This is a genomic window from Candidatus Hydrogenedentota bacterium (assembly GCA_013359265.1).
In the GTDB taxonomy this organism is placed as follows: Bacteria; Hydrogenedentota; Hydrogenedentia; order Hydrogenedentales; family SLHB01; genus JABWCD01.
Window position 1 is genome coordinate 170,933 of record JABWCD010000022.1, and the last position, 16,065, is coordinate 186,997.

The window sequence follows — 16,065 nt, forward strand, 5'->3', positions numbered from 1 at the left end:
CGGCCCAATCTGGGAATTGAATTCGCGGTGCTGCGCGCTCCATGTCAGGTCCGCGAAAAGCCCTTGCCGTATATGAACTTATTTCGGCGGCAATACATTCCGCTCGATCTCGGTCGCCAATCCCCCGCTGCGCTCGATCACGGTCGCACGGTTCTCCGAAATGATGACTTCGGAAATCGTCGCCGCATCGGTGGACTTTTCGAGGATGATCCCCGCCTCTTTCACCCCACGGGCGGATACGTTGTGGATATGCAGCCCCCTAATTTCAGTCGAAACGCGAACAATCACCGCGGCAGTAAGCGCGCTTGCATCGCCGTGTACGCCGATACCGTCTATCAATACTTCGTTGCAGTCATCGACAACGATGCCGGGTCCCGCGTGCGCGCTGTTCGTAATGGCTACGCCGTGAATCCACACGTTGTCACAACGCGTGACGGTGACGGGAATCGTCTCCGCGGGATGGTCCGCGATGCGAACGTTTTCCAGCGTGAGTCCGCACGTATTGGAAATCTTGAGCGGCTGCGCGCACCGTTCGCTCATCACATCGCGAATGGTGAGGTTCGAGTGCCCGTGCGGGTGATTGGCGGTCCGCACGGCGTGTTTACAGTCGAACGCCCGCACGTCTTCAATCAAAACGTTGGTATTAATCTCGTCCGGCTTTCCGTGGTCTTGGACATCGACCGCGTACACGCAGCGTTCCGCATACACGTTTCGCACGGTAATGTTCGCCGTGCCGTCGCTGACCTCGACCGCCCCGCGCAAGCTGCTGTCGTACGCACGCACGTTGTCGACCAGCACGTTGCGGATAGTATGGGCGGCCCCGCCGCCACCAATGGACACGACATCGCGCACCACGCCGCGGCCTACTACATCCCGCACAACGCCACCAACTATGTCACCGTCTTTCGCGCCCGGGCCATTGACCATTACGCCGTCTTTCGCGCTGTTGATGAACGTTCCACGCTCGATGCGAAAATTCCCCGCGTGAACAATGATGAGCGGGCTGCGCACGGCCTGGTTCACCGTGTCGGCGTTGCCCGTCAGTTCAAAGTCGGTGATCGAAACGCCTTCGCTTTCGACGACCAGGAGCGCCGTGTTTCCGAGGCCGTCCGGAAGACGTGCATTGATCCCTTGGATCGTGATTGGCTTTCGTATCGTCACCTGCGCCGAGAGTGTGCGTTGCCGGTTCGAGTTGCAGACCACCGTCGAATGCGGTGGCGCGGCGTCAACCACGCGTTGCAGATCGTCGTTGTCGACCCGAATTGTCTTCGGTGGCCGCTGCGATCGCGTACCAACGCTTTCGTCCGTCAACTCGGCGGACGCATAGCCTCCCGCCAGTAACAGGACCGCGGCCGAGAACATCGCAACATAGCGGTTAACTGGAATGCTGCACATGATACCATTCTCCCTCGTCCGGCGAACGCGCCTCACGGTGGCGAGTATACAGGCAGCGCGGGTGATGGTATGTACGTGAGCCGCAATTGCCTCGCCCACGAAGCTCCATTCTTCGACGCCCCCAAGTAGCGCGCCTCGGAGGACAGGGGCCAATTCTCGATCGTGTCGATAGGAACTGGGAGTTGCGAGGGAATTTCTCGGCACGCGCGCACGGTTGTTCGCTGGCGACGGTTAGCGCAGTATTGTCGGGGCCTGTCACTTGAAGGAGACCGATCGATGTCAATCGCGACTCAAAATCCGATGCGATTCCTGGCGACGCTTCTCCTGGCGATTGCGGCAATCGCCGAGGAACGGACCGAACATTTTGACACCGATCCCGGGTGGGACGGGCTGAACAACCGCTCGACGATCGAGATGCGTCCCGTGGTTCAAGATTTCGGGTACACCGCGTATTCCGATACCCCGTCGTTGGGTGGGACCATCGGCGGGACAATCACACCGGATGGGCATCCCGCGTATTATGCCAAGCCACTTGCGCCGATGACGCTGGATACGCCCATGAGCGCGTCCGGTAACATCACCGTGAAGAAGGGTGGGGGCAACATCCTGCTTGGGTTCTTCAACGCGAAGACGGTGAACGAGTGGCGCACGCCGAACACGCTCGTGTTCCGCGTCAACGGCAGGGGCGAAACGTTCCACGTGCACACGGAGTTCACCTCGAGCAAGTGGCGCGCGACAGCCGGTGTGATCGGTCGATACGACCAAGCCGCCGACCGTATGCACCCGATCGAAATTCCGGGCGGAGAAATCTACCGCTGGACGATCGACTACGACCCAAACGGCAACGACGGATCGGGCGCCTTCACCGCGACCTTTAACGGTGTCGAATCCGTCGTAAAAATTACGCCCGAGCTTCGCGCGGACGGCGCCACGTTCGACCGGTTTGGACTCATGACAGTCGTCAAGCATGCGGACGGGGGAGGGGCCTTCTATCTTGATTCGCTGGAAATCAACGGCGAGAAGATCGATCTGTCGAAGGACCCGCAATGGGAAGCGGTCGGGAACAAGGCAAACTTCATGAGCGTCGAGACTCGGCCGCGTTTCAACTACGGCCATAGCACGACAAACTTCGCCGGCGGCGCCAAGCCGGGCGAGTTCGGCGGCCTGTTCTTTCGCGGGGACTGCCGGTATCCGCACACGCTCTCGTATTACGGCGCGAAGACCGACGCGCTCTCGCTCGCCAAACCGCTCGCCGCGTCCGGCAAAATCGTGTTCAAGCGCGGCGTCTCGGACAGCACAACCTTGTTCGGCTTCTTCCACTCCGAGCACAGCGTAAGAGTGAACGATTCGCAGAAGCATGCGTTACCGAGCGACTTCATCGGCTTTGCGATCGAGGGGCCGTCCGCGCAGGGGTTCTACGCGTATCCAAATTATCGCGTCCACGGCGACGGTTCCAACAGCGGCTACCCGGAGAACTTGCCGCGCATCTATCCCGACGGCACGCCACACGATTGGAAGTTGGTGTACGAGCCAGGCGCCAACGGCGGCGGGAAAGTCTCGTTTACGTTGGACAATTCCGCGCCCTCGATCTTGGAAATTCCCGCGGACCACTGCGCGACTGGCGCGGCGTTCAATCGGTTCGGCTTCGTCTCACCGTGGATCGATGGAAATGGCCAGGTCGTCTATCTCGATGACGTGACATATACGGTGAAGCAGTAACGGCGCCGCCCCGCGCGCGAAGATTGTCCGCCGCGTAGCGAGCGGCGTGGGCTACTTCGCTCCAAGATTCTCATAGTACTTGATGTTGTGCGTTGACCTTCCGCCTGCAACGATATCGGGCCGGCCATCACCGTTGATGTCGGCGACGACTCCATCCTCCGTCGCCATTCCGCCCGCGTCGATCGTGTGCTTTGTCCAACGCGTCTTGCCGTCTTCCCGCGTCTGCTCGTAGGCATACAATCCGACCGTTTGCGAAACGGACGACGCGTCGCGGTGCCCTGCCACCACGTCCTCGTCGCCGTCGCCGTCGAAATCGCCCCAGTACACGAGGTGTCCACCCGCGAATGAATCGTCAAGCACCTCGCGCCGCCATGCGCCGCTCTCGTATACGTATACGACGACATGGTTCGCGTGCCACGGTTCGATCGCCGCAAGCATGTATGGTTCGACGGAAGTGACCTTGATCTCGCCGGAGCCCGCGCGCGGCGCCGGTTCGTAATTGCCCGGCGCCAACGCATTCTTCGTCCATCTTCCGTCGTTGCCGCGCACAAAATGAGAGACGCCCTCGAAAGACGCGGCGAGAAGGTCATCGCGATTCTGTCCTACGCGCCGCCACGGCCAAACGTTATGGCAGACGTGCAGCGATTCGTCCACAATCTCCTCGCGCCATTCGCCCGCGCTCAAATCGGCGGGCGGATACAACACGCGAAGTCGAATCGGCTTGTCGTCGAAACTCGGAGGATGCGAATTGACCCCCTTCAGTGGAGCGACGACAAGTTCTTTTTTGCCGTCACCGTCCACATCGGCCCAACGGATGCGATGAAGCGTTGGGATCGATTCGCGAATCGTCGTGACATCCCACTCCTTGGTAGGGTCGCCGTTGTGCTTCAACAGATAGAGCGCGCCGCCGCCTTTCGTATTGTTGAACTGCCAGTCCGCGCCCACCGCGATTTCGGGAACACCGTCGCCGTCGATGTCGTACGGCGCCGCGCAAACGTTGTCATTGCGCAGTTGGTCCGCGATGCGATGCTGGGTCCACGTGGAATTCTCGTACCATGCAACATAGGTCGCGCTTACGCCGATGATATCGAGTTTCTTGTCGCCGTTGATATCGGCGGCGTCTACGGCATAGACCACTTCCGCTTCGGGATTGATGACGTGTTCCGTGAACGCGGGAAAGGACGCTGCCTCCAATCCGAAGCCCAAACACCCCACTATGAAAACTATCGTACCTGCTGCAGCGCGCATAACAATTCGCCCTTCACATTGATCTGCATTCGCCAATCTGCGACCTCATCGTCCTTCGCGGCCACTTCGTCCGCCGCGGCATCCATGTTCAATGCAAACCTTTTGTCCTCAGCATCGATTCCGGCGAAGATACCCAGATTTTTTTGCACTTCTTGTGTAAGCTCTTTGGCTTTAGAACTTCTAACAATAATGACGTCTTTGCGTTTACCCCGAAGGAGTTTCGGCGCGCAGCCCAGGGTTGGCCCGCCGAAGTCGCTTCGACGTAGGCGGGGCTACCCTGGGTACCAACCCCCCCATTGGGGAACGTACCCTGAAGGCGTTTCGGCATTAATGTTAGAGGCGCTTAGTGCGATCATTCTCTGAAATTCTGAAATCTCAAATCTGAAATTGATTGGCAAAACTCTCTGGCTGCGGCTAAGCCGCGCTATGTCTACTTTGCCGTTTGCGTCGTTTTGGTCCTTTACGTCCTTTTCCCCACTCACTTCAGCGTCAGCAAATATGCAACCACATCCGCCAGTTCCTGCGCGGTGAGCGCGGCTGTCAGTCCATTCGGCATGAGCGAAGCGCTCGACTCGCTGCGCTCGGTGATGTCTTTTGGATCGAGTCGAATGGTGTTCCCCGCGGAATCCATTAACTCGACGGCCTCCGGCGTGTCGGACTTGATGAACCCGCTCAGCGCGCCTTCTTCGAACGAAGTGACGATCCACACTTTGTATTCCGGCGCAATCGCCGCACTCGGATTGAGAATCGAATCGAACAGATTCTCTTTACTCGCCTTTTGTCCAATCTTGGACAAGTCCGGCCCGACCGCCTTGCCTTCGCCGTTAATCACGTGGCATCGGTAGCACTGCGCGCGATCGGGACTGAAAAACGTCTCCTTCCCACGAGCCGGATCGCCGGACATCGCAAGCAATTCCGCCAATGGGGGCAGCGCCGTGCCTTCCCGCGTCGCCGCGCGCGGCAGCACCTTCTGCGCGATAAGGCGAATCTGCTCGCTCGAATGGGAATTCAAAAGTTCCGTCGCGTCGAGCAGCAAGTCCTGGGGAATCCCTTGCTTCTCCGCAAGCGCAACCAGCACGTTCGCGCCCGCCCTAGAATTACTCAACGCGTGCATCGCTTCGCGCCGAACGTCGCTGTTGCCATTCGCGTCTGCCAGCACATTCGTGAGTACGTCGGTCGCATCGTCGCCTTTGAACGCGCCAATGGCCTTCACCGCGGCGGAACGCGTGTCAGCGTCGTCCGATTCGAGCAAGGACGCCATCGGCTTCAGGTATTCCGCGGACTCGTTCCGGCGCGCGCGCGCCGCGACTGCTTGTACGGTGCCGAGCGCTTGTACACGAACGTCGGGCGACGTGTCTGGGGATGCCGCCAGCGCCGCGACATGGCCCAGCATAGGCACGAGTTGCGTGTCCCGAACAAACGCCAGCGCGGCGCCGCGGAGTTCGGGATTTGCCAACGCCGAATTCAGATACGCAAGCATCGCGTCGCCTTCGGTTACGCCGCGCCATGCGTCGCCTCCGTCGCGCGCGAGATGGTGCAGGGCGTGGTTCTTCACGTCCGGCGATGCATCAGAGCCGAGTACCGCAACCAACTCCCGGCCCGATTCCTTCGTGCCAATCGCATCCAGCGCGTCGATGGCGAGCGTGTGCAGGTCTTTACCCAACTTCTTGTTGCCTAGCGCGGATTGGACAAGCGGCAACGCGTCGGGCGGATGCAGTTGAATCACGAGTCCGGCGAGGCGCGCGTCCCAAGTGTCGCCGAGCCGCGCGATGACTTCGTTGAACGCCCATGATTCCTTGCCGCGGAACGCGATGCCGATCGATTCGCGATAGACGCGGTCGATTCCGTCGTATTGAGTCGCAACATGCATGAGAATCTTTGCCACACTTGGCTCCGCACTCCTGGACGCCAATGAAAGCGCAACTTGTCTCCGAACTTGCGGATCTACGTCTGAAGCCGCGGCGAGTAGCACATCGTCAAATCCCAGTCGTGCGGCAATTCGTACTGCTTGAACACGTAGAAGCGTACTCTTGTTTGCGAAGGCTCCCAACACGAATTTGTTTGCCAATGTTTCATTCTGCGCTAACAACCATGTGGCCCGTGCTTGGTAGTCGGCACTTTGCGAGGCGGCGAAACCTCGAAGCAAGGTCGTATCCACCGAGAATTGTGGCTTTGACAGCTCGACGTGCGCTTGGTAACGTCGAGCTTGATTCGGCGAGTTCAGGGCATGCGCAATCCCTTCCTCTCGCGACAAATCAAACGGGGGTACCGTGTGTTTGACTCCCTTCGGCGCGAGTCGATAGATTCGCCCACGCGCAGTATCTCCCATTCGATGGCCACCGACTCCGGGATCATACCAGTCCGATATAAAGATCGCCCCGTCTGGTGCTGAACAAACGTCACTCGGACGAAACCATGTGTCCGCTTCATTCGAAAGAAGGATATCGATTTTCGCCGAGAATCCCGCACCGTTGAATCGCGGACGATACGAACGGATTACGCGAGGTCCGGCGTCCGCGTGGATAAGCGTGTTTTGATGTTTTTGCAGCAAGTTTCCCTGATAAAACATCAACCCCGTCGGCGATCCGAATCCCGTTTTCACCATCGTCGGCATGACCCCCGGGCGGTCGGTGTTCCAATGCACTTCATCCAGCTTGCGGTCGCCCTTGCGGCGGGGCCAATAACCGTAGTTCGCCCCATCCATTACAAAATTTACGCGGCATTGCTCGTTGCCGTCGTCGTCGTTATCCGAAATAAACACGTTACCCCAAGGATCGACAGCGGGCTCATACGGATTGCGCATCCCCTCGGCGATGAGTTCGAGCCGATTGCCGTCGAGGTCACAGCGCAGGACGGACGCAGCCATGTGCGGCGCGTTCTTGCCCACGTGGACGCGGTTGCCGCTCTGGTCGGTGACGTCCAGCCCTTGATCGCCGTTACTGAAATAAAGGTAACCGTCCGGTCCAAATGTGACGCCATGAATCGCATGATCCCCATCGATGCCCGCGAATCCTGTTAGGACAACCGTGCGCTTGTCCGCGACGCCGTCCTTGTCGGTGTCTTCGAGGTAAAACAAGTCCGGCGACTGGCAGATGTACACGCGGTCGCCCAACACCGCGATTCCCATCGGCGCCTGCAACGACGGGTCTTGGTAGAACGTCGTCGCCTTGTCGCATCGCCCATCGCCGTCCGTGTCCTCGAGCACGCGAATGCGGTCGCCCGCCTTGTCCGTGATCGGCTGCTTAAACAACCGGTAGTTCCGCGCCTCGCACACCCACACCCGCCCCTGCGCATCGACATCGATCGTCGTCGGATTGAACAGGTCCGGTTCCGCCGCGAACAGCGTGACCTCCAGGCCGTCCGCGACTTTCATTTTCGCCATGGACTCTTCGGGAGAAAGCTGGGCGACGGTTGAACTACACAGGCATATTGCAAGTATGGCCGGTCGAAGCATGATTGTCCCCGTCCGTGTTTTCAGATCAAATTCCAGGAACGATAAAATCCAACAAATCGTCGGTCTATTTCTCGCCCAACGATTCAATATCGACGATGTCTTTGCCGCGCCCGGTCGCACGCTTATTTTGGAGAAACTCGTTCCGTGCGATGAAGTATACGGGGATGCCGCTTAGATTCCCCTTGACTCTTGTCTTCCAGATTTCGTCGATTGTGACACCACTGATTTCGTTAAGGAGGTCTATTCGATTTGGCCAGACTCCAAGCTGCACGAACTCTCCCGCAGTGAGGAAGTCTTCAGGCTTATACCCGAGACTTCCGAACCCAAATTCTCTCAGCGCGGAAATAAGGCGTTCCATATTCTCGCGGGAGGGTTGCAGAAGGATGTCGATGTCCCCGGTGAATCGCGAGTATCCGTGGAAGGCAAGCGCGTGCGCGCCCACGATCGTGTAATCAACGCCATTAGCGTTTAATAATTCGACAAACTCTTTCAAGTCGCGGTTCAGGGTCACCTTGGCCTCTTCGTATCAATTCGAATAGGATCTGAAGTCGCTCGTCAGGCGTCAGGCTGCGGTAGAATTCCCGGTCTGCTTCCTCCGCCTCCTCGAAGCTTGAAAACTTTCTTCCAACTCGAACTATGCGATCAATGGACAACACCGCTCGTTCCTACCCGTAAGCTACCTAACCGTCAATAACTATAGCAAAATTGGCTGCAAGACTATAGCGTCAGTGCCGTCGAATGCCTCGATGCGGAGCGCGCCGCGCCTTTGACCGCACCGATGGCTCGATCCAGACCCGCATCGTCGATATCCAAATGAAAAACGAACCGTAGGCGATGCTTGCCCACCGGCAACGCCAGAACGCCGCGTTCGGCGATACAACCGATGAATTCCATTGCATCGGCCACTTGTGCATACACGATGTTCGTAGGCGACGGCAACGGAAACTCGATGCCGTGTACTCCTTCTAGCGCCGCGCGGAACTGCTCTGCGCGGCGGTGGTCGTCCTTCAGCCGCGCGACGTGATGGTCAAGCGCATACAGCGCCGCCGCGGCGAGTATGCCCGCCTGCCGCATGCCCCCGCCGAGCATCTTGCGGTAGCGGTGCGCAAGCTCGATGGTCTCCGCCGGTCCCGCGAGAATCGATCCGGCGGGCGTCCCGAGACCCTTCGAGAAACAGAACGAAATCGTGTCCGCGTGCGTCGCGTACCCGTCGATAGGCACTCCGCTTTCGACGACCGCGTTGAAGATGCGCGCCCCGTCGCAGTGCACACGTAACCCGTTCTCTCGCGCGATTCGGCCAATCTCGATCGCGGTCTCGATCGGATAAATCGCCCCGCCGCCGCGGTTCGTCGTGTTCTCGATCGCGATGAGCGTAGTGGGGGAGTAGTGATGGTCCGGGTTCGTGCACAGCGCGGACAGCACCGATTCGGGCGTCAGAATGCCATAGTCCCCGCCAAGCGTCTTCGTCATCACCCCCGCAATCATCGCCATACCGCCCGACTCGTAGTTAAATGGGTGCGAGTCCATGTGCAGAATCACGGTGTCCGCGGGTTGCGTCTGCGATTTGATCGCAAGCAAATTCGCCATCGTGCCCGACGGCACAAAGAGAGCGGCCTCTTTGTTCACCATCTTGGCCACGCGCCGCTGCAACTCGTTGACGGTCGGGTCCTCGCCGAATACGTCGTCGCCGACCTCGGCCCCGGCCATCGCCTCGCGCATTTCCGGCGTCGGGCGCGTCACGGTGTCGCTGCGCAGATCGACCGGCTTGTCCATTACGCCGACCTCTGCGTGGACCGCGCCAGCTTCTCGAAGTAGATGTGCAGGGCCGCCACGTCCGACGCGCGGACGCCCGGCACTCGCGCAGCCTGGCCGAAGTTCGCGGGACGAATCTGCGTCAACCGATCCACGCTTTCGCGCGGCAATCCGGGTACCGTCGCGTAATCGAATGTGTCCGGAATGGCGCGCGACTCCGATGCGCGGAAACGCTCGAGATCGCGCTCCTGCCGCTCGATGTACCCTTCGTACTTGAGATGAATCTCGACCTGCTCCGCCTCCTCCAACGTGAATTCGGACGCCGGCGGCGACAATTCCCAAACGTCGCCGATGTTCATTGCGGGCCGGCACAACAACCGCGATACCGGCTGCGGTTCCTGCATGGGCACGTGCCCGCGTTGCGCAAGCCAGCCGTTCACCTCCGCCGTAGGCGCAAGCACGGTGGACTTCATCCGCATGATCTCGCGCTGCACGCGATCGTACTTCTCGCGGACCGACTCGATGTACGCATCGCCCGCGATACCAAACTTCGCCAGGCGCGCGTCCGCATTGTCGTGGCGCAGCAGCAACCGGTATTCGGCGCGCGACGTAAACAGGCGGTACGGCTCCATCACCCCGCGCGTGACGAGGTCATCCACCATCACGCCGATGTACGCGTCGCTTCGCGCGATATAGATCGGCGCCTCGCCGAGCACATATCGGATCGCGTTGAGCGCGGCAAACATGCCCTGGCCCGCCGCTTCTTCGTATCCCGATGTCCCGTTAATCTGGCCGGCATGAAACAACCCGCGCACGCGCTTCGTCTCGAGCGTCGGCTTCAATTCCGTCGGCTGAACGAAGTCGTATTCGACCGCGTACCCCGATCGTACAATCTCCGCTTCTTCCAGCCCCGGAATCGTCTTCAGCATCGCCGCCTGCACGTCGACCGGAAGACTCGTCGAAAGCCCGTTCACGTACACTTCCGGTGTCTCGAGCCCCTCCGGTTCGAGGAAAATTCGGTGCGAACCCTTGTCGGCAAAACGAAACACCTTGTCTTCGATGCTCGGACAATAGCGCGTTCCCGTCGCTCCGATCTTCCCCGTAAACATCGGCGAGCGATCGAGGTTTGCCTTGATGATCGCGTGCGTGCGCTCGTTCGTGCTCGTGAGCCAGCACATCGCCTTGTTCGGATTGAACCCGTCGATCGGCGTCGAATACGAAAACGGGCGCGGCCGTTCGTCGCCCGGCTGCGGCGTCAGCGTACCGTAGTCGATCGTGTCCGTATGCAGCCGCGGGCAGGTTCCCGTCTTCTGCCGGTTCACCTGGAAGCCGAGCCGCTTGTAGGTATTCGACAGCGCCTGCGCGGGCATCTCGCCGGCGCGCCCGCCCGGCACGTCGTCCATGCCGTAGTGCAGCTTGCCGCCAAGAAAAGTCCCTGTGCACACGACGACCGCCCTCGCGGAAATCTCGTCGCCATTCGAGGTGACAACGCCGGCGATCGCGCCGCCGCGAATAAGGAAGTCATCGATCGATGTCGACAACAGTGTGACGCCCTCTTGCCCCTCGCACACCCGCTGCATGTCCTTCTGATACGCCCCGCGGTCGGCCTGCGCGCGCGGCGAATGCACGGCCGGTCCCTTGGATTGATTCAGCATCTTGTACTGGATGCCCGTGCGGTCAATACAACGGCCCATTTCGCCGCCGAGCGCGTCGACTTCGCGGACGACCTGCCCCTTCGCAATGCCCCCGATCGCAGGGTTGCAGCTCATTTTGCCGATCGTGTTGACGTCGAGCGTCGTCATGAGGGTGCGCAGACCCGTGCGCGCGCACGCAAGCGCCGCTTCGATTCCGGCGTGGCCAGCGCCGACGACTATGACGTCAAAATCACGGTTCATGGGGACTCTAAAGAATGATTGACAGCGCTGAACGGCGCGCAATACCCGTGCTACCACAAGCCTCTAATGCAATTTGAGATTGTACGCAGCTTCAATTTCGTGCTCGCGATCGTAATCCTAATCGATGGAGGGCGTTCGTCTTGATTGCCATCCATCCTTTCGATCCCGTCCATAAGGTCCACGAATTCGCAGCCATTCGCGTGAAGCTCGGCTTCAAGCCGGCTCGTGCTCGTAATCGATGGAGGGCGTTCGTCTTGATTCCCGTCCATCTTGTCCATCCCGTCTATACGGTCCATAGATTCGCAGCCAGTGCTCGTAATCGATGGAGGGCGTTCGTCTTGATTCCCGTCCATCTTGTCCATCCCGTCTATACGGTCCATAGATTCGCAGCCATTCGCGTGAAGCTCCGCTTCATGCCGGCTCGTAATCGTAATCGTCCTGTTCCGAAAATCGACCTTTAAGACATCCAGCTCGTGTTGCTTTGAAATATGAGATTTCAAATCTGAAATTGCTTTTTCATGGTTTCTGCGTGCCCGCAAGGGCATGACGACTACTCCGACAATGCACAATTCGTCCCGCTCGGGCAACTCCGAAAATGCCCAAATGGTCCCGTGCGCCAAAGGCGCAACGCAACCCTAGCCAGGGGCATCGCCCCTGGAATTTGTCCACGCCCCTATCACCGCGCGCTGAAAGCGCACCGCTCAAGCATTCATAATCTCCGGGAGAACTCTGTTCATGCCGGCTCGTAATCGTTATCGTCCTGTTCCGAAAATCGACCTTTAAGACATCCAGCTCGTGTTGCTTTGAAATATGAGATTTCAAATCTGAGATTGAATGATGGAACCCTTTTGGGCTGCGGCGCGCTTCGCGGCATTACCCTGGGTGCCCGGCCAACCCCAACTCCAAATCAACCCCAACGGGGTTGCGGCATCTTGTTAGAGGCGCTAAGACCCAAAAATGCTAACAAATCCGACAATTCGCCGCAAACGCCGCAAGAAGGACTCGTTGGGCGCCAGCGGCGGGCGGCGCATGCGCGCAAGCACATCGGTACGGCCGAGCCGCTTGCCGATCGCCTCCCAGCGCATGGGGTGGCTGCGATCCATGATCAGCGGATCGTAGCCCAGATCGAGGTAAAGGCGGATGGCGTCCTCGCGCCAGTCGTCGGTCATCAGCCGCTGCGTGTCAAGACCTTCGTCGCGCGTGTACCGGAGGCACGCGCAGGTGAGGGCCACTCCCAACCGTTTGCCGCGGTGATCGTTCAGCACGCCCAGCATGTGCAGGTAGCCCACACCGGGCTCGCCGTCCGTGATCCACGCTGAACCCGTGCCCACGGCCTTCCCATCGAACTCCGCGACAAACACACGCTCGGGTTTGAAACACGGATCGCCCAGCACGTCCCGGCGCACGGCTTCCACCGTGTCCTTGTCGAGTCTCGAGGCGGCATAGATTTGCGCCAGGGCGGCTTCATCGCCGTCGAGGAAGGTGCGAATCGAATATCCGGCAGGCAACGGGACGTCCGGTATGTCGGACAAGCCAACCTTTTCCATGCGCAATTGCGACATATCGACAGAACGCTAGCGCGTTCGCGTTTGGAATTCAACTGGATGCGTCGAGTATTGTTGCCCAAGGAGGAGTCAATCAATGCGCGCTGCCAGTTTTCTTCTTGGTGTGTCGTTGTTGTGCGCCGCTGCGTTCGCGGCACAGTTTGATGGCAAAGACGCCGGCGGTCATTACGATCTCGTAGTCGACGGGCAAGTCTGGCTGCGCACGATGACACCAACGTACGACCCGAATAACCGCGAAGAAACCTACAAAATCTACACGCACCTGTTCGATTTTGCCGGGAGTGCACCCATTACAAAAGGGCCCGGCGGAAAATACACCCATCATCGCGGGCTCTTTATCGGCTGGAAGGACACCTTCGTCAATAGCACCGATTTCGATACGTGGCATATGGTGAAGGAAGCATGTACCCAGCAGCATGTGAAATGGGCCGAACTGGTATCGAATGCTTCAAGCGCAACCCAGGTGGAGGAGATCGCGTGGGCCGACGATTCGGGCAAGACGTTCATTAATGAAGTCCGCGCGATTTCCACGTCGCCGGGGGACAACGGCCTTCGCATCGTCGACTTTCAGTCAAAGTTGACCTCCGCCGCCGGAACAATCGAGTTGAAAGGCGACTTGCAGCACGCGGGCATGCAGATCCGCATAGCGCAGGAGGTCGCGGACAAGGACGACGCCGAAACGAAAGACAAGGTCCCCGCCGAAAAAAAGTCGACGCAATACGTGCTTCCCGCCGGATCGACAGCAGAAAAGGACGACAAGGTCACCGGCGCGTGGTGGGCATGTTGTTCGTGCGAAGTGGGCGGAAAACGGTATTGGATTATTCATATGACCCACCCGAGCACGTGCGCAAACTCGCCGGTGTACTCGATTCGCGCCTACGCGCGGTTCGGTGCGTTTTGGGAACCGACGCTCGAGGAAGGAAAACCGCAACAGTATAACTTCCGCATCGTACTCTCGGAGAAACCGCTCGACGCCGCCGCGTGCCAGGCGCTCTACGATTCCTATGCAAAGTCGACTCCTACGAAATTCTAAACGGGCGTGACGCCATGATCATCGGCGTGATGAGCGACACCCACGGCAACCGGCGCCTGATGCACCAGGTCGCGGACATGATGAAGCTCAAGCACGGCGCGGAACTCATCATCCACGTTGGGGACGACTATCCCGATGCAGCCGAATTGAGATCTGTCGGGCACAATGTCGTCATGGTGCCGGGTCTCTGGTGCGACGAATACCACGACGGCCGCATTCCAAACAGTATCGTTACGCCGTGCGACGGAATTACGATTGCCGCGGCCCACGCCGAGAAGGACCTCGGCGCGCGGGAACTCGCGGCGACCATCGTGTTGACGGGCCATACGCACGTCGCGAAGATCGAGAAGCTGGGGCTTTCTATTCATGTGAACCCGGGCCATCTGAAAAATGCGAAACTCGATCGCGGCCAGCGACCTTCCTACGCAATCGTCACCACACGGCCCGATGACGTCACGGTGACGATTCACGAATTGGATGGCGCCGCGCGGTTATCCGCGTCGTATTTAAGGTCACAGTTGGCATAAACTGGATACACGGGGGGAGGCGAAAATTTTCGCTGCCGCACTCGGCGTCCTTTTCTGCATTCGGATGTGACGTTCGTGCAAAACCCAATGGAATTCCGCTGAGATGGATATGAAACGCCTCGCGATGGGGGCCAGCCTCTCCATCGCCGTGCTGATGCTCATCGGCAAGCTCGCGGCGTACTTTATCACCGGCAGCGCCGCAATCCTCTCCGACGCCGCTGAATCCGTCGTCCATATCGCCGCAACGGGCGTGGCGGGACTGAGCCTTTGGTATGCCCACCGCGCCGCCGACGATTCGCACCCCTACGGCCACGGAAAAATCGCGTACTTCTCCGCCGGCTTCGAAGGCGCAATGATTCTCAGCGCGGCCGCGTACATCTACTACGCAAGTGTCCGTGCGCTAATCCTGGGTCCAGAGCTTCAGCACCTCGGCATCGGCATCATCATCACAGCCGCGCTCTGCCTCGTAAACCTCGCGCTCGGATCGTTTCTCGTTTACGTGGGCAACAGGCACAACGCCGTGATCCTCGTCGCCAACGGTAAGCACGTCCTTACCGATATGTGGACGAGCGCCGGCGTCGTCATCGGCGTCCTCATTGTGAATTTCACCGGCATTCTATGGATCGACCCGGTCTGCGCCATCTTGATCGCCACCAATATCGTCGTCGAGGCGGTCCGCCTCATCTTGCGGGCCTTCAACGGTCTGCTCGACCAGGCCAACGCCGCGCACGCACGCAAGATCATCGAGACGCTGCAACGCGCCGTCGACGAGCGCCGCATCTCCGCGTTTCACCAACTTAAACACCGCGAAACCAACGACGTAATCTGGGTGGATGTGCACATGCTCGTGCCGGGCAACCTGACCACCGCCGAAGCGCACGACGCAGTCACGAAGATTGAAGACGAAATCGAATCGACGTTCGACACGTATACCGTCCACGTCACAACGCATATCGAGCCCGACGAGCACGATCAGGCCCATCCCCACGGTCATCCCGGCCTTCCCGATCCCTATGCTGGGAAAAACTCGCTGACGTGAACCAGCCCACCCGCAATGCTGTAGATTGATGCGTTGTTGAAACCCGTGACTCCGAAGTCGTCAACCCCGCGCGATCTCTGCTCTCGCGAGTCTGAAATTCGCACCGATTGTCGTGCTCGTAATCGTGCTCGTAATCGTATTCGGGTACTTGGCATTCAGGCCAAGGCTCACCTACGGAGCCTCCGTTAGGTGATTTCTCGAAATGCCCAAATTCGCTTGCTTCCTCCTGCCCTTTTCTATCGTTTCTGCCGAAGATATCAAAAAATTCTTGCACTTCTCGTTTAAGCACTTTGGCTGTAGTGTGTTATTCTCTGAAATTCTGAAATCTCAAATTTGAAATTGAGTAATTCTTTAGCCGAGTGAAGCATTTATGGAAACTGCCGATAAACATAATGCTTGGATTCAGTCGAGGGACGGAGGTTTTGGTGACCCAGCAGA

Annotated in this window: 12 protein-coding genes; 4 read left to right on the top strand and 8 right to left on the bottom strand. The window is 59.0% G+C overall.

The window, feature by feature from the left end; translation table 11 throughout:
- Window positions 1-78: 78 nt before the first annotated feature.
- On the bottom strand, window positions 79-1,395 hold the full coding sequence (locus HUU46_18615) for a hypothetical protein (protein NUM55660.1): 1,317 nt from the start codon (window positions 1,393-1,395) through the stop codon (window positions 79-81).
- A 276-nt stretch (window positions 1,396-1,671) separates the two neighbouring features.
- Here HUU46_18615 and HUU46_18620 point away from each other — a divergent pair, with 276 nt between their 5' ends.
- Window positions 1,672-3,114 (top strand): hypothetical protein, encoded by a 1,443-nt coding sequence (locus HUU46_18620; protein NUM55661.1) that lies wholly within the window; start codon window positions 1,672-1,674, stop codon window positions 3,112-3,114.
- A 51-nt stretch (window positions 3,115-3,165) separates the two neighbouring features.
- Here the strand turns inward: HUU46_18620 and HUU46_18625 are convergent, their stop codons facing one another.
- From HUU46_18625 to HUU46_18655, 7 genes are all read right to left on the bottom strand, one after another.
- On the bottom strand, window positions 3,166-4,362 hold the full coding sequence (locus tag HUU46_18625) for a VCBS repeat-containing protein (protein NUM55662.1): 1,197 nt from the start codon (window positions 4,360-4,362) through the stop codon (window positions 3,166-3,168).
- Window positions 4,338-4,511, bottom strand: coding sequence for a hypothetical protein (locus HUU46_18630; GenBank protein ID NUM55663.1), 174 nt, complete (start codon window positions 4,509-4,511; stop codon window positions 4,338-4,340). Before HUU46_18630 ends, HUU46_18625 begins: the two co-directional genes overlap by 25 nt.
- A 329-nt stretch (window positions 4,512-4,840) precedes the next feature.
- Window positions 4,841-7,744: a HEAT repeat domain-containing protein gene (locus HUU46_18635; protein NUM55664.1), complete on the bottom strand. Its 2,904-nt coding sequence runs from the start codon at window positions 7,742-7,744 to the stop codon at window positions 4,841-4,843.
- A 136-nt stretch (window positions 7,745-7,880) separates the two neighbouring features.
- The gene (locus HUU46_18640) at window positions 7,881-8,327 is read right to left on the bottom strand and encodes a hypothetical protein (GenBank protein ID NUM55665.1); all 447 of its coding nucleotides are present in this window, start codon (window positions 8,325-8,327) and stop codon (window positions 7,881-7,883) included.
- Window positions 8,328-8,533: 206 nt separating this feature from the next.
- Complete coding sequence (locus HUU46_18645; GenBank protein ID NUM55666.1) at window positions 8,534-9,589, bottom strand: aminotransferase class I/II-fold pyridoxal phosphate-dependent enzyme; 1,056 nt, start codon at window positions 9,587-9,589, stop codon at window positions 8,534-8,536.
- Window positions 9,589-11,463, bottom strand: coding sequence for a tRNA uridine-5-carboxymethylaminomethyl(34) synthesis enzyme MnmG (gene mnmG / locus HUU46_18650; protein NUM55667.1), 1,875 nt, complete (start codon window positions 11,461-11,463; stop codon window positions 9,589-9,591). The genes HUU46_18645 and mnmG overlap by 1 nt, the downstream gene beginning before the upstream one ends.
- A 944-nt stretch (window positions 11,464-12,407) precedes the next feature.
- Complete coding sequence (locus tag HUU46_18655) at window positions 12,408-12,995, bottom strand: GNAT family N-acetyltransferase (protein ID NUM55668.1); 588 nt, start codon at window positions 12,993-12,995, stop codon at window positions 12,408-12,410.
- A gap of 109 nt (window positions 12,996-13,104) precedes the next feature.
- Here HUU46_18655 and HUU46_18660 point away from each other — a divergent pair, with 109 nt between their 5' ends.
- From HUU46_18660 to HUU46_18670, 3 genes are all read left to right on the top strand, one after another.
- Window positions 13,105-14,061, top strand: a complete 957-nt coding sequence (locus HUU46_18660) for a PmoA family protein (protein NUM55669.1) — start codon at window positions 13,105-13,107, stop codon at window positions 14,059-14,061.
- Window positions 14,062-14,075: 14 nt separating this feature from the next.
- Window positions 14,076-14,588, top strand: a complete 513-nt coding sequence (locus HUU46_18665; GenBank protein NUM55670.1) for a YfcE family phosphodiesterase — start codon at window positions 14,076-14,078, stop codon at window positions 14,586-14,588.
- A gap of 124 nt (window positions 14,589-14,712) precedes the next feature.
- On the top strand, window positions 14,713-15,627 hold the full coding sequence (locus tag HUU46_18670) for a cation transporter (GenBank protein ID NUM55671.1): 915 nt from the start codon (window positions 14,713-14,715) through the stop codon (window positions 15,625-15,627).
- The last annotated feature ends 438 nt before the right edge of the window (window positions 15,628-16,065 follow it).